Origin of the sequence: Streptomyces sp. NPDC049837 (assembly GCF_040674455.1) — a bacterium.
Taxonomy (GTDB): Bacteria; Actinomycetota; Actinomycetes; order Streptomycetales; family Streptomycetaceae; genus Streptomyces.
On record NZ_JBFAMP010000002.1, the window covers coordinates 437,343 to 455,542 of the forward strand.

Below are 18,200 nucleotides of genomic sequence, written 5' to 3' on the forward strand. Positions count from 1 at the left end.
TCGGAGGAGCTGCTCTTCGATCTCCGTAGGTTGACGCATGCCTGTGGTTCTCCGCTCGGCCCGTGATGGTCAGTACTCAAGGTGCTGCTCTTGTTCCGCGACGCTCAGGGCGATCATCCCGGCGGTGAAGTCCGAGATCCTGTTCTTTCGTTTGTCCGGCAAGTCGTGAAGGCGCTTTGCCAGTTCCACGGTGTTCTTGGGCGGAGCGGCCGCCGGGCTCCCGTCGCCCTCCTTCGTGCGCGCGTCGATGATGGCGTCGGCGAACGACGGGCTGATGTTGAGCATTCTCACCAGGCGGCGCTGACTGTCGCGGTTCACGAAGACCTTGCTCGTGCGTCCCCTGGGCTGCGGCGGTTTTTCCAGAGGACCCACGGAGAAGGCGAGACGGCCACGACCCACAGGCACCTTCTCGTTCCACTTGTTCGACTGGCGATCGTGCTTGTACGTGCCCCACTCGGCGGAGATGGTGTTGGGAAAGCCCTTCACGGGTCCCGTGTGATAGGTGAGGTCGATCTTGTACCAAACCATCCTCAGCCCGTCGGCCCTGGAAGGGTCATTCCGCCGCATCTCCTTTTCGGGGAAGACCTCGATCCCATGCTTGAACGTGGGGTTGTTGACCGTGTTTCTCGCCGGCACGAGGTTGGATCCGCGAGCCGGACCCCCCAGCTTCTCGGTGAGCAGGTGCATGCGCACCCACCGGGTGCTGGCAACAGTGTTCAGGTCGTACTTGTTGAGGTGCCGGAACCCTATGGGCTCCTGCAACTGCGCCTTGTGCGACTTCTCTCCCCTTGCTTCGGCATACAACCTGTTCAGGTACTCGGCCTTGAAGTTCCCGGCGAGCCGGTTATCTGCAAAATTCGGTACGCGAGGGGCCGGCAGGTCGGGATCCGGTTGGTTCTCCAGGTAGTCCGTCTGCTCGACGCTGGCCTCGTCCGCGGCTTCCGTGTAGCCCGGCGTCGCTGTGGCCTGCGGGTTGAGACTGGCCACGACCCTGAAGTCCGGGTAGCCCTGCCTCTCCAGTGCGGTGAGCCGGTACCAGCGTTGCATCGTGGCGAGCATGCGCTGATGAACGGGGCGCGAAAGGCCCTTCGCCAGCCGGCCTCGGAGCAGCGGGCGAATACGCGCCACGATCTTGGCGAGCCGGTCCGCCTTTGAATCCTTGGACTTCTCCTTCTTCGTGCGTAGATTCTGCTGCCTCTGCTTGAGATCCATGCGCCGCTTCTTGTCGTCGCGCATACGGTCGCGCTTCTTCTTGAAGAAGTCCCGGATCTTCTTGCCGCTCTTCTTCAGCGCCTGCCCGACCTTGCTCTTGCGCAGCTTCTTCCCGAGCGTCTTGCCCGCGTTGCGGATCTTCTTCAGGGCCGACTTGACCTTGCCCTTGATCTTGTCGAGGGCCTTGCCCAGTGGGGACTTGGGCTTGCGCGGCTTCTGGCGTTTGGGGGCCTCGACCTCTTTCTTCTTCTTCGGCGCCGGGTCGGGGGACTTGTCCTTGCGGAGGTCGGGGGCCCGGTCGGGGCGGGACTCCGGGCGGGACTCGGGGCGTTGGCGGTCGCGCTGGGCCTCCGATTCCTCGCGGCGACGGTCCCGTTCCCGGTCCGGGGTGCGGCTCGTCGGGCGGTCGGTGACCGTGTCCTTGGAGGGCCGGTTCGCGGAGGGCCCCCGGTCCGTCGGCGTGGAGCGGTTCTTGGGGACCCGGGGGCCCCTCGGCTTGGCCGGGAGCGGGGGCCGGCGCAGGGCCTCCTGGGCGCTGCGTACCGCGCCGCGCGCCTTGTTGACCGCGTCGCCCGCCGCCTCCTTCGCGCCCTTGCCGGTCTTCTTCAGGCCCCTCATGATCTTCTCGGCCATCGCCTTGAGGCGCTTGCCCACGCCCTTGGTCGCACCCGTGAGGCGGATCATCAGGAAGTTGGCGATGAAGTCCAGCAGCGCCACGATCCCCGCCGCGACCGCCTCCGCGAAGAGGCACGCCGCCGGGCCCGCCTTGACCGCCTTGAGGTAGGCCCAGAACTTGCTGAAGGCCGACAGGATGGAGCTGAGGCTCTGCCACGCCGCCATCAGGCCCTGAACGATCGTCAGGATCGCGCCCGCCGCCGGCACCAGCATCGAGACGACCTTCTCGATCACGATCGACGCGATCATCATCGGCAGCGACGCGATGATCGCGTCCCACGCCATCTTCCCGATCTGCTTGACCGAGACGCAGCCCTTCACCAGGACGTCGATCACGGCCTTGCCAAGCCCGAGGATGCCCTCGACCTTCGTGTCGAACCACCGCTTGACGCCCGTCTTGATCGCGCCCCACAGGTGGTCCTGGATACCGGTCTTCGCCGAACTGCCCGCCTTGCCCAGCCAGCCGCCCGGGTCCGGCGCGATGTCCGCCACCAGCGCCGCGAACTTGCCCAGCGCCTCGATCGCCGCCTGCGCGAACTTGATCGCGCCCAGGATCACCGCCTGGTACGCCTTGATGACGGCCTTCAGGCCCGCTTCCAGGACGTCGAGCAGCTTGTTCAGGCCCGCCGCCAGCGCGTCCAGCAGCGCGTTCACGGCCTTCTTCAGGCCGTCCGCCAGTCGGTTGACCGCCGCGATCGCCTTGTCGCGCAGCCCCTCGATCGCCTTGCGGAACTTGTCCCGCAGCTCCGGGAAGGCCGCCAGCAGTACGTCACCGATCGCGATCAGCGCGTCCGCCAGCACATTGATCGCCTTGATGGCGAGGTCACGTACGAAGTCGATGGCCTTGTTGGCCCACTCCTTGAACGTGTCGATGATCGAGTTGACCGCCTTGCGCGCGGCGTCGAAGACCTTGGTGACCGCGTCCAGGATCGCGTTGAAGGCGCTCTTCACCTTGTCGGCGACCCAGCCGAGGAAGCCGCCCGAAGGCTTGTTCTCCTCCTTCTTCTTCTCGGCCTCCTTCTCCGCCTTCTCCCGCTCGGAGTCGATCCGCTCGTTGTCCTTGTTCTTGCGGTCCTCGACCTCCTTGTCCTTGTCGTCGCGGGCCTTGACGATCTCCTTGTTCTTGGCGGTGTGCTCCTTCTCGGAGTTCTTGTCCGCCTCCTCGATCTTCGTGTCCTGCTCGGCACGCCAGTTCTCGCGCTCGCGCCGCGCCTCCTCGGCGGCCCGGCCCCGCTCCGAGGTCTGCTTCGCCGCGTTCTGGGCGACCTCGCGGTCGATCTCGGTCTGCTTCTCCCGCTTGGCCTGCTGCTCGCCCTGCTGGTGCTCCTTCTCCTTGGCGGCCAGATCGCCCTGCGCCTGCCCCGCCGCACCCTGGATCTCGCCGCCGCGCTCCTGTTTGGCGACGGCCCCGACGCCGGGCTTGGGCGCCGCCGACCTCGCCAGGGCGCCGCCCTTGCCGCCCGCGCGGCCCGCCGCCCTGCCGACGAGCTGCTCGCGCGGCGCGTCGGGGAAGATCTGGTCCTCGCCCAGCGGCTTCGCCGCGTCCTGACGCCCGGTGTCCTGGAGCTCGGACTGCTTCTCCTTCAGCGCCCTGGCCTGGTCGTCCGTACGCTTCGGATCGCTCGCGCCCTCCAGCCGGATCTTGGGCGCCGGGCCGACCGTCTTGTTGCGCAGCTCAGGGTCGACCGTCGGCACCGCGTCGGCGGCCGCGTCGACGCTCTTGGCGTCCTCGGGGCTCAGCTCCTTGCCCGCCGCCGGCACCGGAGGCGGCGGAGTGCTGTCCGTGGGCTTCTGCCCCTGCGCCTTCTCGCTGCCCTTCGCCCGCTGCTTCTCGCCCTGCTCCTCGGGTCCGATCCGCTCGACCTTGCCCGTCACCTGTGCCGCCGGCGGCGCCGCCTCGGGCGGACCCGACATGGTGCGCGGGGCGCCCGAAGGACGCTCCCGCTTCGGCGGACTGGCGTCCAGCCGCCGCTGCTCCTCGCCCACCTTGCGGTCCGCCGCCCGGTCCACCCCGGGCATCGCGGCCGCCGCCTGATCCGGCGCCAGTTTGCTGACCGTACCGATGGCGGCCTTCGGGTCCTGCCCCGAGACGTCCGGCGGCTCCTGCTGCTTCTCCTCCGGGGCCGCCTCGCCGCCACCGCCACCGCCGCAGCTCCCGCCGCCCTCGTCCTTCTCCGCCGCGGGCTCCGGCGGCGCACAGCCGCCGCCGTCCTTCTCCAGCGACGCGTCCGGCCGCGCCTTGGCACCCTCCGGTGCGGGAGCGCCCAACCGCCCCGGCGCGTCCGCCTGTTCGGCGGCCGGGCTCACCGCCGCCCGCGTCACCGAGGGCGCCCCGCCCGGACCGGTCGCGGCGCTCGGTCCCGACGTACCGCCGCTGCCGCCGACCACGCCGCTCGGCGCGGCGCCAGGACCGCTCTCCCTGGGGACCTGGCTCCGGGGCGCGGACCCCTCGTGGTCGCCCCGCTCCGAGTCGGCGACCCGCCGCGCGGCGGGGGAGGGGCGGCGGTCCTCGACCGAGCTGCGCTCGCCCCGCGCACCCGCCGGCGGCGCGACCGGCGACGACCCGGGGTCCGAGCCCGCCGCCCCCGCCGGCTTGTCCGCCGCCGCCCCCTGCGGCAGCCCCTTCGCCGCCTGCTGCTCCTGGCGTTCCTGCCGCTCCTTGCGCTCCTGCTCCTGGTCCGCCGCCCCACGCGCGTCCGGGGAATCGTCGTCCGCGTCCGCACCCTCGCGCCCGTCCTCCGGGCCGCGCTGCGCCGCCTCCTGCTCCTGCTCCGGATCGCGCTGTTCCGCCTCCGGTTCCGGCTGCTGCCGCCCGTCCGTCTCCGGGTCGGGACCGACCTCCTGCTCCACCGGCTTCTCCGGCTGGAGGTCCTTCTCGGCCCGGTCCCCGGCCTCGGCCGCGGGCCCGCCCTCCGGCTGCGGGGCCTCGCCCTCGACCGGCCCCACCTCCGCGCCCGGAGGCTTGGCCTCCGCCTCCGGGGCGTCCTCGTCCTCTTCCTCCTCCGCGTCGTTCTCCCGCTGCTGCTGGACCTGTTCGGCCTTGGTCGGCGGGGGAGCGGGGAAGGTGGGCATGGCGGCGTCCGGGTTGTCCGCGGTCGGCACGGACGACACGTCCAGGTCGGTCGCCGGCAGGTGGTCCTCGGGCTTCAGCTCGGCCTCGGCCCCGCCCGCCCCCGGCGTACGGGCCGCGTCCTCGCCGCCGATCTCCCTGTCCGCGCCCGGCTCCAGGCCGAGCGGCTTCTCCGCCTCCAGCGGCTCGCCCTCGTCCTCGTCCTTCTCGTGCAGGCCGTGCTCGGACAGCGCGCTGTCCCGCTGTTCCGCCCGCTCGTCGACCTTTTCCGGGCGTACGGGACCGGGCTGAGCCTTCGCCTTGGGGTCGACGTCCTCACGCTTGGCGCCGTTCGCGGGCTTCGTCGCGTCGTCCTTGCGCTTGCGCTTGTCCGCTCCGGGGGCGTTGGCCTGTTCGGGGTCCCGCTCCTCACGGTCCCGCTGGGCCCTGCGTTCCTCCTTGGCCTGCTCGGCGCCCTCCTGGCGCTGCTCCGCCCGCTCGTCGGCGGCCTCGTCGACGCGCTGCCGGTCCTGGTCCTGCTTCTCCTGCTCCTGCCGCTGCTCCTGCTCCGCCCGCTCCCTGGACCGCGCGCGCTCGTCCTCCTGCTCCTCGCGCCGGGCCGCCTCCTGGTCCTCGGCCGCCGCGTCGGCGCGCGCCCTGCTCCGCTCGCCGCCCTGCCGTTCGTCCCGCGCCCTGGCGTCCCGCCGCTCCTCGCGGGCGTCCTCGGCCCGCTTGTCACCGGACGCCCGGTCGCCCTCCTCCGCGCGCCGCCACCGGGCGCGCTCGACACCCAGCTCCTCGAACAGGTCGATCTCCGGGCCGGGCACCTCGGCGGGGCCGAGCTCGACCGGCCCGACCGCCGACTCCTCGGCGAGGTCCAGCAGCCGGTCGTACTCGTTCGACAGCAGCCGCACTTCCAGCCGGTCGAGCACCGAGTCCTGCAAGCCCGGTGACATCCGCGCCAGTTGCAGCCGGACCCGTCCCGACAGGTCGGCCGGGTCGCCGCGCAGTGAGCGCAGCACGCCGTTCGCGAGCCGGTCCACCAGGGTCGCCGGGTCCAGCTCCTCCATGCGCCGGCGGTCGGCGTCCACGGTGGCGTACCGCAGCCAGCCCGGGGTCTCCTGGCCCGGCTCGACGTCCGGCGCGTGGCCCTCTCGTACGAGGTCCTGGGCCGCCGACTCCGCCTCGCGCTCCACCGCCTGCTGCGGCAGGCTCACCGCGCCCGGGTCGCGCCCCGCGCGTAACGCTCCCAGCCCGTGCGGGCTCTGCACCGTGTGCAGCAGCTCGTGCGCCAGCAGCCGCTGACCGTCCGCCGTCCCCGGCCGGTAGGCGCCCTCCCGGAAGAAGATGTCCCGGCCGACCGCGACCGCGTCCGCGCCCAGCATGTCCGTCAGCGCGTCCGCGTCCCGGTCGGTGTGCAGCCGGACCTGGCCGAAGTCGTACCCGAGCCGCTCCTCCAGCTCCCGACGCACGCCCAGGTCCAGCGGCTGACCGGCCCCGCTGACGATGTTCTTCGGCTCCGGCACGCGGGAAGTGGCCCGCTCCTTGCGCTTGCGGCGCCGTTCCTTCTGCGCCGCCGCCCTGGTGTCCTCCGCGCGAGAGGTGCTCATCGCGGCTCACCCCGCCCCGACAGCCCCGCGTGCACCGCACGCGCCAGCGCCTCGCCCAGCCGCCCCGGCGACGTCGTCGCGGGCAGCGGCGGCAGCCCGGACAGGGCGTCCAGCGCCCGGCCGCCGTCCGCCGCGAGCGGCACGCCCCGCTCCCGTACGAGCCGGGCCAGCTCCGCCTGGAACGCGGCCGACACCCGGTCCGGGTCAAGCCGCCCGAAACCGTCGAGCACCAGCTCGCCGATGTCGACGCGTACCGTGCGCGGTGACTCGTTCAGACCCATCCGTGGACCTCCGACGGCGTCAAGGAGCGGTCCAGCTTCAGATATTCGGTACGCGCCGCCTCCAGCATGTGCCGCATCCCCAGCCGCTCGCCCTCCTCGGCGGCGAGGAACGCGCCCGACAGCGCGATGTTGCGGATCGAGCCGCCCGCCACGGTCAGCCGGGCCAGCAGCGCCGGGTCGATGTCCTTCATCGGGGCGCGCGACGGCAGCACCCGCCGCCAGATCTCGGCGCGTTCGCCCTCGCCGGGGAAGGGGAAGTCGACGACGAACCGGATACGGCGCATGAAGGCCGTGTCCAGCGCCTGCTTCATGTTGGTGGTGAGGACCGCGAGGCCCCGGTACGCCTCCATCCGCATCAGCAGGTAGCTGACTTCGAGGTTCGCGTACCGGTCGTGGCTGTCCTTGACCTCGCTGCGCTTGCCGAACAGCGCGTCCGCCTCGTCGAACAGCAGGAGCGCGCCGCCGCGTTCGGCGGCGTCGAAGACCTTGCGCAGGTTCTTCTCGGTCTCGCCGATGTACTTGCTGACCACCTGGGACAGGTCGATGACGAACAGATCCAGCCCCAGCTCCCTCGCCATCACCTCGGCGGCCAGGGTCTTGCCCGTGCCCGAGCCGCCCGCGAAGAGCGCCGTGACGCCGAGCCCGCGGCGCAGCGTGGCCGCGAAGCCCCACTCCTGGTACACCGTGGGGCGCTGCCGCACATGGGCGACGATCTCGCGCAGCACCCGCACCTGACGCTCCGGCAGCACCAGGTCGCCCCAGCCCGCCTGCGGCTCGATCCGCCGGCCCAGCTCGTCCATGCCAAGCCGCGCCTCGGTGAGCCCGGCCCGCCAGGCCAGCTCGCGCGCGTCCAGCTCGTCCTCGCCGGGCAGGTCCCGTACCACCGCCGCGCCCGCCGAGCGGATCAGGTGCGGCGGCAGCGCGAACTGCTCGACGAGATCCCGCAGGTCCTCCTCGGACACCTCCGGTACGTCGCGGAGGGCGTCCGCCCACAGACCGAGCCGCTCGTCGGTGTCGAGCGCCGGTACGCCCACCCGTTCGCCGCGTGACCGCGCGGTCGGCCGGGGATCGGCACTGGACACGACGAGGGGCACGGCGGCGCTCTCGATGAACGCGTCCGTCGCGGCGGCCTGGTCCCGGTCCAGGTCCCCGACCTCCACCAGCAGCGCGGCGGGCAGCAGGATCGCCTCGCGCTGCCACAGCCGGGCCAGCCGGTCGCGCTCGGCCGGGTCGGTGGGGATGTCGTCGGCGGCCATCGCGTACAGGCCGAGCCCGGAACGCCGGGCGGCCGCGGCGGCGATGTCGGCGCGCGACCGGGGGTCGCCGCCGACCAGTTCGACGCGGAGCGGTGCGTCCTGCCCGGCCGGGTCACCCCAGGCGGCCGCGACCCGGTCCGCCGCCACGTCGTACGAGGCGGGCAGCGACTCCGGCACGGCCGCCCGCCGCAGCAGCCCGTGCAGCCGGGCGTCCAGATAGGGCGCGCCCGCCAGGAAGTGCAGGATGCGTTCGTCGAGCCGCAGCCGGGACGTGGTCAGCCGGGTCTCGTCGTCCAGTTCGACGAGCCGCCACCGGCGCAGCGGCCCGACGGGCGTCAGCGCGCTCCAGTGCGGCTCGGCGAGCGCGGCGAGGGCGAGCGCGAAGGTCGGATGCGCCCGCTCGGGATCACCACAGGCGGCGGCGCACCGGCTCCCGGCGGTGGGGTCCAGCTCGGCGGCGGCGGTCAGCAGGACGACGTCCCGCTCGAACGGCGTGAGCCCGAAGCACGTCACCAGCGCGTCGAGCGTGCCGGGCCCGGGGGCGGGGGCCGCCGCGGTCGTGACCTGCCCGGCCGGCTCCCGGCGCGCGGGACGCTTCCCGGCCGCGTCACCCCCGGGCGCCGCGCCGGTACGGCGGTCAACGGGACCGCCCGCCGCGCCGGAGCTCCGGTCACCGGATTCCGGTGCGCCGCGTCCCGCGTGCCGCGCACGTGCCGCGTGAGCGTCCACCCGGGCGAGGACCGCTGCGACGGCCGCCGCCAGCGCCCGGCCGTCCGCGCCCGTGCCTTCGCCGTACGTGCTGCCCATGCCCTCACCCGCCCCCGTGTCGCGCACCGTGCCTCAGCCCTCCTTGGTCGGGGCTTTACGGGAACGCGCCGGAGCGGAACGCTTGGTGGCGGCCCGCTTCTTGGCGGGAGCGGCGGGCGCGGCAGGCGCTGCGGGGTCCTCCGAAGGAGCGTCGTTCGAAGGGGCGTCGTTCGAAGGAGCACCGGCCTCCGGCACCTCCGCACCCGGCGGCACCGGCGCACCCGGCGCGCCGAACGGCAGCACCCGTACCGTCCGCTGCTCCACCGGCTTCGCCGGGACCGGAACCTCGCGGCCGTCGATCAGCACCAGCGACGCCTGGTACGCCACCGACAGGGTGTACGGCGTCTGGTGGAGCATCCCCCACAGCTTGGACGTCTCGTCGACGTCCATCACGGTCGGCGTGAACCGCACCTTCTGCTCCGACCGCACAAGGTCGCTGCCGGCCAGGTACGGGCGCTGCGCGGCGAGTTCGATGAGCTCCTTGGGCAGCACCGGTATCTCGTGCAGGGTCCGCACCACGCAGCCGATCAGCCGCTGGCCGACCAGCTCGGCCTCCTCCCCGTACGCGCTGATCAGGTAGTGCAGGTCCAGCGCCGCCGCCGGGCGCTTGATCAGCGTGCCGTCCGAGGAGCGCGTGGGCAGGTCGTAGTGGCGCATCGAGGCGTTCGGGGTGACCTGGTAGAGGAAGACGTTGATGGTCGGCTCGACGGGCGGCTCGGCCGGGGGCTTACGGGTCTCGACCTTCACCGCGATGTCCATCTCGGGCGAGAGGTTGTTCCCGATCAGCAGCGCCAGGGCCTGGGTGACCGTCGCGACGGCAAGTGCGTTGCTCATGACCTCAGTTCCTCTTCTCGCCGCGCGTCAGGTAGTCGTCCAGGGTGAGCGCGGGCGCGCGCCGTCCCGTGGGACCGGGGCGGTCGCCACCCGGGCGGGGCGCGCCGGGTGGCGGGGCCGCGCTCACTTCGAGGCGGCCGATCTGTACGTGGACGACGCGCTCCGCCGCCCGGGGCGCGCGCCGCCCGACGCCGCCCAGACCCGCGCCCCGGGCCGCCGCCGTGTCGGTGTCGCGCGGCCGCGCGGGCGCCACCGCCCCGGCCGGGGGCGCGGGCGCCACGGTGGGTGCGGCCGCGCCGGGGGCCATCGCCCGGGGCGCGCCGTGCGGGCCGGGCGCCGGCCCCGTACGCCGTGCCGTGCGCGGCACCCGCGGCGCGCCGGCCGCCACCGGGCGCGGCACCGGCCCGGTGTCCGCCGCGGGCCGCAGCAGCGGGCCGGTGCCGGACACCCGGTGAGCAGCGGACCGGTCCTGCTCGCCGCCTGGCCGGGCCGTTTCCCGCACCACGGTGTGCCGGTCGCGCACCACCTCGCGCTCGTGGCGGATCAGCTCCGCCGGCCCGAAGGCCGGTCCGGGCGCCGACGGCAGCAGCGGCGCGGGCTCGTCCGGCTCGGGCGGAGCCGTACGCAGCGCCTCGGCCCGTTCGAACGGTCCCGGCAGCCGGGGCCGCACCCGCGCCACGCCCCCGGCACGGCCCTCCGCCCCGGGCACCGGTGTGTACCGGGCGAGCAGCCGGTCGAAGTAGTCGGGCTCAGGCATCCGCGCACAGCTCCAGGTAGTAACGGCGCCGCAGCGGGCTGAGCGCCAGGATCTCCGGCTCGCTCCACCCGTAGGCGGTGGCGAGCAGATGGACGTCGAGCAGCAGGTCCCGCGCCCAGTTGTCGAGTTCGGCCCACAGGTAGGAGGTGATGTCCAGCTCGGCCGGGGTGGCCTCGCCGCACTCGGGGCACGCCACGTCCAGCGTGACGTCGGCCACCGGGTCGGCTTCCCCGGCCGCCTCGGCGAGCCGCCGCTCCACGTGCGGGGGCAGCAGTTCGCCGAGCCGCTCCGGGGCGACGGCCCGGCCGCCCCGTTCCGCCGACACCGTGCACCGCGCCAGCAGCGCACGGCGCGCGTGAGCGGGATCGGGAGCTCCGCCCGCCGCCGCGAGGTCGGCGACGGTGGGCAGCCGGAACTCGACCACCCACTCGCCCTCCTCCACCCGCAGCGGCCCGCCCGCCGCCGAGCGCGACGCCCGTGCGCCGAGCGCCGTCGCGTCGAGCTCGAACTCCATCGCCTCGCCGCACGACGCGCACTCGACGCGCACCTGCATGCGCTCGCCGAACAGGGCCCGGCGCAAGGCGTACAGGTCCGCCTCCCGCTCGCCGACCGGCATCGACAGCAACTCGTCGGTGCCGGCCCCGGGGCGGGCCGCCCGGTGCAGCAGCAGGGAACGTCCCCAGGCGGGCTGCGCCAGTCCGGCCTCCCAGGTGGCGAGCAGCTCGGCGGGCCCCGCCGGCACCCCGGCTCCCGCCGGCACCCCGGCTCTCGTTGGCATCCCGGCTGCCGCCGGCCCAGCCGCACGCGTCATCCCTCAGCCCTCCGGTGCGCCGGTTCCGTTCAGGCCGGATGGGTGAACGAGGGCTCGACCGGTTCCTCCACCTCGTAGTCCCGCTCCCAGCCCTCGCATTCGAGCTTGACGCTCTGGATGGCGACGGCGTTCGCGTTGGCGTCGAGCTCGCCGAGCACCTGGTACTCGCTCACCCACGCCCGGTACAGCTTGTGCGAGACGGCCACCTGCCCGGCCTCGTTGAGGACCTGGATGATGATGTCCTTGCGGAAGTCCCGCAGCGAGACCTCAGAGCCGAGGCCGGCACCGACCTGCCACACCTTGTTGGCCCAGCGGTCGAATTCCGGGTCGTGGGTGACACCGCGCTCCAGGGTCACGCCCTCGAATTCGGAACGGCCCGGCGATTTGCGCGGCGAGCTGGGATCGCCGCCGTGGCGGTGTTTGACCACTTCGGTGGTCCGCTTCAGAGGACTGATCTTGCTGATGCCCGCGACCGTCCGACCGTCCCAGAGGACCAGGAACTTGAAATTCTTGTACGGGTCGAAGCGATGGGCGTTTATCCGGAACTCAGCCATCGGATTCCTTCGTGATCCTTTTCCTTGGCGACGAGGGGGCGACGAGTGTTACGAGAGGTCGAACTGCCCGGCGACCTGCTGGATCCTCACGATGACGAACTCCGCGGGCTTGACCGGCGCGATGCCGACCAGGACGTTGACCACGCCCCGCGCGATGTCGGCATCGGTGGTGGTGTCCTTGTCGCACTTGACGAAGTACGCCTCACGCGGCGTGCCGCCCTTGAAGGCGCCCTGACGGAAAAGGTCGTTGAGGTACGCCGACGCGTTCAGCCGGATCTGCTGCCAGAGCTGCTCGTTGTTGGGCTCGAAGACCACCCACTGGAGACCCCGGTACAGGCTCTCCTCGACATGCAGGGCCAGCCGGCGCACCGGGACGTACTTCCACTCGCTGCTCTGCGCGTCCGCGCCGTCCAGCGTCCGCGCGCCCCACACCAGCGGGCCCACCACCGGGAACGTCCGCAGGCAGTTGATCCCCAGCGGGTTCAGCAGCCCGTTCTCCCGGTCGGTGAGCTTCACCGTCAGCGAGCGCACCCCGGCCAGCTTGGCCTCGGTCCCCGCCGGCGCCTTCCACACGCCGCGCTCACCGTCCGTACGGGCGATGACGCCGGCGATCGCGCCCGAGGGCGGGAAGGCCCGCAGCCGGCCGGTCAGCGGGTCGGTGAGCTGCGTGTGCGGGAAGTACAGGGCCGCGTGGTCGCTGCGTACGGGGTCGAAGGCGCCCGTCCCGGCCCGGGCGGCGTCCACGCTGCCCCACGTCGACGGCGCGTCCACCAGCAGGAAGATCCGCCGCTCCCGGCAGAGCTGCTCGGCCGCCGACAGCACGGTGACCATGTCCTCGGTGGAGTCGTACGCCGCGAGCTCCGGCAGCGACAGCAGGTTGACGTCGTCGACGTCGCGCAGCGCCTGGAGGCCGGTCTTGCGGGCCTCGCTGCCGATGAGGTCGCGCGGCCCGGGTGCGTCGCCGTCCTTGCCGCCCGCCAGCGCGAAGACGGGCGGGTTGACCGAGGCCTCCAGCCCGAGGTCGTTGGCGCACTCGCCGATGAAGCGGACCACGTCGTCGGGGTCGAGGGACCCGGCGACCACCTGGAGCCGCCGCCCGAAGGCGGTGACCTCCGCCCCGGCGAAGGAGTGCTTGCCCGGGGCGTCCGGCAGGGCCCGCAGCTTGCGCTCCAGGAGCAGGGCGAGCTCGGTGACGTCGGCCGGCGGTTCGCCGTCGTGGTCGGGCTCGTAGAGCGTGAACTCGCGCTCCACGTCGCCGATCTTGACCTTCAGCTCCACTTCGAGGTTCGGCAGTTCGGCCGCGAAGGGCTTGGAGACCGTGCCGGAGGGGTCGGGCCGGTCCTCGTCCAGCGCCTTGACGCGGACGAGCGCGGAGCCGGCGTTGACGACCGTCTCGACGAACCGGCCGTGGCCGGGGCTCATCGACAGCCCGGTGAACGTCTCGCGGGCCGCGCCGCGCGCGTCGAGGACGTGGAGGTTGAACGTCCTGTCGGGGGTGGGGGTGTCGTGGTCGACGGCGACCCGCAGGCCGGAGCCCCAGACGCCGGGCTCCTTGGCGTGGACCTCCAGCACCGGGCACTCGCTGTGGCCCTCGGTGGAGTCGAGCGTGACGCGGGCCTCTTCACCCGTGCCGGCCTTGGCCACGCGGACGATCACCGCGACCGAGCCGCCGTTGCCGAAGAACTGGTGCACGGCGTAGCTGACGGCGCTGCGGGAGGTGAGTCCGCCGAAGCGGCGCTCGAAGTCCGCGAAACTGGTGATCCGCACCGGCTGGTTGAGCGGACCCCGGCGGGTGTGCCCCACGAACGCGGTCACCGAGGTGGTGACCGAGGCGATGGTACGGACGCTGCTGGGAAGTTCTTCGATGTATACGCCGGGATAGCCCATATGCGTCGGCATTCCCCCTCCATTCCCTTCGCGCACCAAGAGATGAGGAGGGGAGGAGAGCACCGCGCACGCGGGTCATGGATACGCGTGCGCGCTCTTCGGTCTTTCCCCCGTCACACACCCCGTGCGATATCGGTCTCGCAGGGCCATTGGCATGCGCGCCTGCTGATGGCTCCTGATGCCTGAGTGCCCGTGTGAGTCTGGTTCGCCGCCCGCACCATGGTCAAGGGACCCTTTCGGTCAACCGGCGATCACCGTGTGTGGAGTTACGTGGAGGCGGTTCGGCAAGGTCAGCGGGATATCGCCGGAGGGATATGAAGACCCAATTCACCAACGCTTCACAGGAAAATCCGCGCCGGGGTGGGAAACCGGCCGAATGGCAATCCGCCCGGCGCGCCGCCTTGTGTCCGGTTGACACGGAATCGTGCCGGAACGCCGCCGGGGCCGGCCGCGTGCGTCGCGGCCGGCCCCGGCGGGGAGAAGCGGGTCGGTCAGTACGGACCGTTGACGTTGTCGATGGAGCCGTACCGGTCCGCCGCGTAGTTGCAGGCGGCGACGATGTTGGCGACCGGGTCGTAGGCGTCGTTCGCCGTGCCCGGCACGTGGTAGGCCTCGAAGGTCGGCGCGATGACCTGGAGGAGGCCCTTGGAGGGCGTGCCGTTGATGGCGTTGATGTCCCAGTTGTTGATGGCGAGGGGGTTGCCCGAGGACTCGCGCATGATGTTGCGGTGGATCCCCTCGTACGTACCGGGGATACCGTGCTGCGCCATGATGTCCAGCGCCTCCCGGATCCAGCCGTCGAGGTTGTCCGGGTAGGAGGCGGCCTTGGCGGCGACCGGAGCGGCCTTGCGCTCGGCGGACCGGTCGGCCCGCTCGGGCGCCGAGGAGCGCTGGGCCGGGGCCTTGGCGCCGATGGTCAGCTTGAGGCCGGGGCGGATCAGGGACGGGTCGGCGCCGACGGCCTTCCGGTTGTCCTCGTAGAGCTTCTTCCAGCCACCGCTCACCCCGTGGTCCCTCGCGATCTTGGAGAGGGACTCGCCGGCGACGACGGTGTGCGTTCGGGGGGCGGCGGCCTTCTTGGCGGCGGCGGGCGCGGCGGCCGGAGCGGCGGCCGTGATGCCGGCGGTCACCGAGTGCGCGGCGCTGGTCGGCGCGGCCGCGGCGGTGGTGGCACCGATCATGGGGAGCGCGAGTGCGGCGCCACCCGTTCCCGCGGCGACGAATCGGCGGGTGAGCGGACTGTTCTTGGGACGGCGGTGCTTACCCTTTGCGGGCATGGGGCGTTCCTCTCCGTCGCCTGCGAGGTGAGCTGTCGGGTTCGGACTGGAGATGCCCGGCCGCGGTGTCAGCGCGGCTTCACCCCGAGCCGTTCCGGTGTTCCCCGGACCGGCGGCTTACCTGGGTCCCCCGCTCCTGCCGTACGTACGTGAGTGGTGGGTGCGGTTTCCGGACGGCGGCAGGATTCGGCGGTCCATCCGGATTGAGGGTGACCGTAAGCGAGAGGGGTCGCGGGGAACAAGGCTGGAATTGAATGCCCGGGCCCTTCTCCGCGCACCTGGCGGGCCGTCAACTTTGCTGCTGAAAAGCCGAAACAAGGCCCCGGGAACGCCGAGGCACCGGTGCGGGGCGGTGATTCTTGTCACGCGCGGCAATGTGGGGTGACAAGTCGCTTATGTTCTACGCAATATGGGCGGTGTCGGCTTTAGTCATGAAACGCCTATAAGGGAGAAAATGGGGCGGAAGGTGCCCGGGAGTGGGTGGCGCCGCCGGTTACTCGCGAGGAACACCAGGCGTGAACTAAGGTGAGCGCCCCGATCGGCTCCCCTGTGGATCCCAGGACAAAACGGTCCTGGCCAGGTCGATCGAAGGATGTCCTGTCAACCAGGACGCACATTGCAGTGCAGGGCGACGTGATGTCGGCAACTCCGCCAGACGTCGGCTCCGTACGGGCCGACGAGCCCTCGTCCTGTCACCCGGGACTCGAGGTGTTGGCCCTTCTCTCATTCACCTACCTCGCGAAGGCAAGGCAGAGATGGCACGAGTCTCCCGACAGCACTCCGGCAAGCAGACGCATCCCGTCGACGAGCTGCTTCCCCTCCCCAAACTCACCCTCTACGGCTTCCAGCACATCCTCGCGTTCTACGCGGCGGCGGTCATCGTCCCCGTACTCCTCGGCAACGCCCTGGGGCTGTCCCGGGAAGAGCTGGTCTACCTGATCAACGCGGACCTGCTGACCTGTGGTATCGCCTCGATCATCCAGGCGCTCGGCGTCTGGAAGGTCGGCGCCAGGCTGCCCCTGGTCCAGGGCGTCACCTTCACCGCCGTCTCACCCATGGTCGCCATCGGCATCGGCGCGGGTGGCGGTACGGCCGGTCTGCTGGTGGTCTACGGCGCGGTCATCACCGCCGGTATCGCGACATTCCTTTTCGCGCCCTTTTTCGGGAAGTTGGTGAAGTACTTCCCGCCGATCGTCATCGGCACGATCCTCACCATCATCGGCATGACCCTGATACCCGTGGGGCTCCAGGACGCGGCCGGCGGCGCGCACCTCATGGGGGAGCCCGAATACGGCTCCGGGAAGAACCTGGCGTACGCCCTCGGCACCCTGCTGCTCATCCTCGCCGTGGTCCGCGTCGGAAAGCCGTTCCTCAGCAGCCTCGCCGTCCTCATCGGGCTCGTCGCCGGCACCGCCGTCGCCTGGCTGCTCGGCGACGCGCACTTCGGCGCCGTGAAGGACGCCGACTGGTTCGGCGTCAGCACGCCCTTCCACTACGGCATGCCGAAGTTCGAACTGCTGCCCATCATCGCCATGGTCGTGGTCATGCTGATCACGATGGTCGAGACGACCGGTGATGTGTACGCGATCGGCGAGATCACCCGTAAGAAGGTCGACAGCGACACCGTCACGCGCGCGCTGCGCGCCGACGGTGTGGCGACCGTTCTCGGTGGCGTACTGAATTCGTTCCCGTATGTGGCCTTCGCCGAGAACATCGGACTTGTCCGGATGTCAAAGGTGATGAGTCGTTTCGTGGTGGTCGCGGCCGGTATCTTCATGATCGCGCTGGGGCTCCTGCCGAAGGCCGGAAGCCTGGTCGCCGCGGTGCCGCACCCCGTGCTCGGCGGCGCGGCCATCGCGATGTTCGGCATGGTCGCCACGGTCGGCATCCAGATCCTGGGCAAGGTCGACCTGCGCGAGGAGCGCAACGCCCTCATCCTCGCCGTCAGCCTGGGCGCCGCCCTGCTCCCCACGGCGGTCGCGCCGTTCTTCGACCGCATGCCGGACGACGTGCGTGCCGTCCTCGACAGCGGTATCACCCTGGGTGGCCTCACGGCGATCGTGCTGAACCTGTTCTTCAACGCGTTCTCGCGCCGCAGGGCGATGGAGATCGACTGGGAGGACTACGAGGACGACGGCACGCCGCCACCGCCGGTCGGCGCCGCCAGGCTCTGACCCCGGTGGGCCGTCCCGTGCCGCCCCGAGCCTCCGCCCGCCGGGCCGGCCGCCGACTCCGGCCCGGGCGGGCGTCCGCACCGGGCGGTCCGCATGGGGCGGGCACAGCGGGCGGTCCGCATGGGGCGGGCAGAGCGGGTGGACCGCACGGGGCGGGCAGAGCGGGTGGACCGCGCGGGCGGGCTCAGCGCAGCGGGCGGTCCGCATGGGGCGGGCACAGCGGGTGGACCGCACGGGCGGGCTCAGCGGCCCGTCGCGTCGAACGGGGGCTCCTCGCCCACGTCGCCGATCAGCTCCCAGAAGTGGTCGACCAGCCGGTGCAGGTAGGCCGAGCGCTCGGCGGCGACCTCCTTGAGGCGGGAGTCGTCGTTGCGAGCGACCAGATGGCCCATGTAGCGCTCGGAGAACTCCGCGAACTCCGCGTGCATCGTGCGCAGCGCGTCGCCCACCAGCGTCTCGTTGACCACCACGATCTCGGCCACGGGCGCCACGTGGACCTTCCAGCGGCCGTCGATGGCCGAGCGCAGGTGCCCGGCCAGTTCCTCGCCGCGGCCCATGATGCCGACCAGCTTGCGCAGCGACAGACCGAGGGCGTCCACCAGCGCCCTGGTCTGCCGCAGGTCGCCGTCCCACTGCTGCGCCGCCTCCGCCTTCCGGTACTCGGCCGGGTCCATCCCGATCCGGTAGGCCAGCCGCTCCGCGCTCAGTTGCCGGGCCAGTCGGTGCTCGGCCAGCGTGCGCGGCTCGACGCCCATCAGCGTGGTGGACGAGCACCACAGCACATCGGCGAGGGCGAAGAGCTGGGGCTCCGACGGGACGTGGGAGCCCTGCTCCCAGGCGGCGACCAGGTCGGGGTGGACCGGGACGCCGCACGCGGCCATGGAATGGGCGACCTGAACGGTGCTCAGGCCCATGCGGGCCCGCGCCGCTCTGGCCTCCGCGGGGGAGAACGGAGTGCTGTACACGAATGAAACACCTCGCTGCACCCGGCGAGCGTAGGGCGCTTGGGGGAGAGG

11 protein-coding genes and 1 riboswitch are annotated in these 18,200 nt (G+C 72.0%); of the genes, 1 reads left to right on the plus strand and 10 read right to left on the minus strand.

Annotated elements, in window-relative coordinates; genetic code table 11:
- Positions 1–69 precede the first annotated feature (69 nt).
- The 9 genes from AB0J57_RS06530 to AB0J57_RS06570 all read right to left on the minus strand — a co-directional run bounded on the left by AB0J57_RS06530 (position 70) and on the right by AB0J57_RS06570 (position 15,010).
- Positions 70–6,546, minus strand: coding sequence for a DUF4157 domain-containing protein (locus AB0J57_RS06530; protein WP_366126866.1), 6,477 nt, complete (start codon positions 6,544–6,546; stop codon positions 70–72).
- Positions 6,543–6,827, minus strand: coding sequence for a hypothetical protein (locus tag AB0J57_RS06535; protein WP_366126868.1), 285 nt, complete (start codon positions 6,825–6,827; stop codon positions 6,543–6,545). Before AB0J57_RS06535 ends, AB0J57_RS06530 begins: the two co-directional genes overlap by 4 nt.
- The gene (locus AB0J57_RS06540) at positions 6,818–8,890 is read right to left on the minus strand and encodes an AAA family ATPase (RefSeq protein ID WP_366127165.1); all 2,073 of its coding nucleotides are present in this window, start codon (positions 8,888–8,890) and stop codon (positions 6,818–6,820) included. The genes AB0J57_RS06535 and AB0J57_RS06540 overlap by 10 nt, the downstream gene beginning before the upstream one ends.
- A 33-nt stretch (positions 8,891–8,923) precedes the next feature.
- A complete protein-coding gene (locus AB0J57_RS06545; RefSeq protein WP_366126869.1) occupies positions 8,924–9,724 on the minus strand; it encodes a DUF4255 domain-containing protein in 801 nt (266 codons plus the stop codon).
- 4 nt (positions 9,725–9,728) lie between these two features.
- Positions 9,729–10,481: a hypothetical protein gene (locus AB0J57_RS06550; protein ID WP_366126870.1), complete on the minus strand. Its 753-nt coding sequence runs from the start codon at positions 10,479–10,481 to the stop codon at positions 9,729–9,731.
- Positions 10,474–11,241, minus strand: coding sequence for a hypothetical protein (locus AB0J57_RS06555; protein WP_366126871.1), 768 nt, complete (start codon positions 11,239–11,241; stop codon positions 10,474–10,476). The genes AB0J57_RS06550 and AB0J57_RS06555 overlap by 8 nt, the downstream gene beginning before the upstream one ends.
- Positions 11,242–11,321: 80 nt before the next feature.
- Positions 11,322–11,846, minus strand: coding sequence for a phage tail protein (locus AB0J57_RS06560; RefSeq protein WP_351570284.1), 525 nt, complete (start codon positions 11,844–11,846; stop codon positions 11,322–11,324).
- 48 nt (positions 11,847–11,894) lie between these two features.
- Positions 11,895–13,745 (minus strand): phage tail sheath C-terminal domain-containing protein, encoded by a 1,851-nt coding sequence (locus tag AB0J57_RS06565; protein ID WP_366126872.1) that lies wholly within the window; start codon positions 13,743–13,745, stop codon positions 11,895–11,897.
- A 479-nt stretch (positions 13,746–14,224) separates the two neighbouring features.
- On the minus strand, positions 14,225–15,010 hold the full coding sequence (locus AB0J57_RS06570) for a LysM peptidoglycan-binding domain-containing protein (protein ID WP_366126873.1): 786 nt from the start codon (positions 15,008–15,010) through the stop codon (positions 14,225–14,227).
- A gap of 4 nt (positions 15,011–15,014) precedes the next feature.
- Positions 15,015–15,212: riboswitch (cyclic di-AMP (ydaO/yuaA leader) on the minus strand.
- 553 nt (positions 15,213–15,765) lie between these two features.
- Between AB0J57_RS06570 and AB0J57_RS06575 the strand changes: the two genes are divergently transcribed.
- Positions 15,766–17,184, plus strand: a complete 1,419-nt coding sequence (locus AB0J57_RS06575) for a nucleobase:cation symporter-2 family protein (protein ID WP_366126874.1) — start codon at positions 15,766–15,768, stop codon at positions 17,182–17,184.
- A gap of 242 nt (positions 17,185–17,426) precedes the next feature.
- On the opposite strand, the gene AB0J57_RS06580 is transcribed toward AB0J57_RS06575, so the two are convergent.
- Positions 17,427–18,149: a transcriptional regulator gene (locus AB0J57_RS06580; protein WP_366126875.1), complete on the minus strand. Its 723-nt coding sequence runs from the start codon at positions 18,147–18,149 to the stop codon at positions 17,427–17,429.
- Between the last annotated feature and the right edge of the window lie 51 nt (positions 18,150–18,200).

Excerpts from the sequence above, each read along its gene's own strand:
- AB0J57_RS06530 (WP_366126866.1), bottom strand. The coding sequence starts at position 6,546 with ATGAGCACCTCTCGCGCGGAGGACACCAGGGCGGCGGCGCAGAAGGAA.
- AB0J57_RS06535 (WP_366126868.1), bottom strand. The coding sequence starts at position 6,827 with ATGGGTCTGAACGAGTCACCGCGCACGGTACGCGTCGACATCGGCGAG.
- AB0J57_RS06540 (WP_366127165.1), bottom strand. The coding sequence starts at position 8,890 with ATGGGCAGCACGTACGGCGAAGGCACGGGCGCGGACGGCCGGGCGCTG.
- AB0J57_RS06545 (WP_366126869.1), bottom strand. The coding sequence starts at position 9,724 with ATGAGCAACGCACTTGCCGTCGCGACGGTCACCCAGGCCCTGGCGCTG.
- AB0J57_RS06550 (WP_366126870.1), bottom strand. The coding sequence starts at position 10,481 with ATGCCTGAGCCCGACTACTTCGACCGGCTGCTCGCCCGGTACACACCG.
- AB0J57_RS06560 (WP_351570284.1), bottom strand. The coding sequence starts at position 11,846 with ATGGCTGAGTTCCGGATAAACGCCCATCGCTTCGACCCGTACAAGAAT.
- AB0J57_RS06565 (WP_366126872.1), bottom strand. The coding sequence starts at position 13,745 with ATGCCGACGCATATGGGCTATCCCGGCGTATACATCGAAGAACTTCCC.
- AB0J57_RS06570 (WP_366126873.1), bottom strand. The coding sequence starts at position 15,010 with ATGCCCGCAAAGGGTAAGCACCGCCGTCCCAAGAACAGTCCGCTCACC.
- AB0J57_RS06575 (WP_366126874.1), top strand. The coding sequence starts at position 15,766 with ATGGCACGAGTCTCCCGACAGCACTCCGGCAAGCAGACGCATCCCGTC.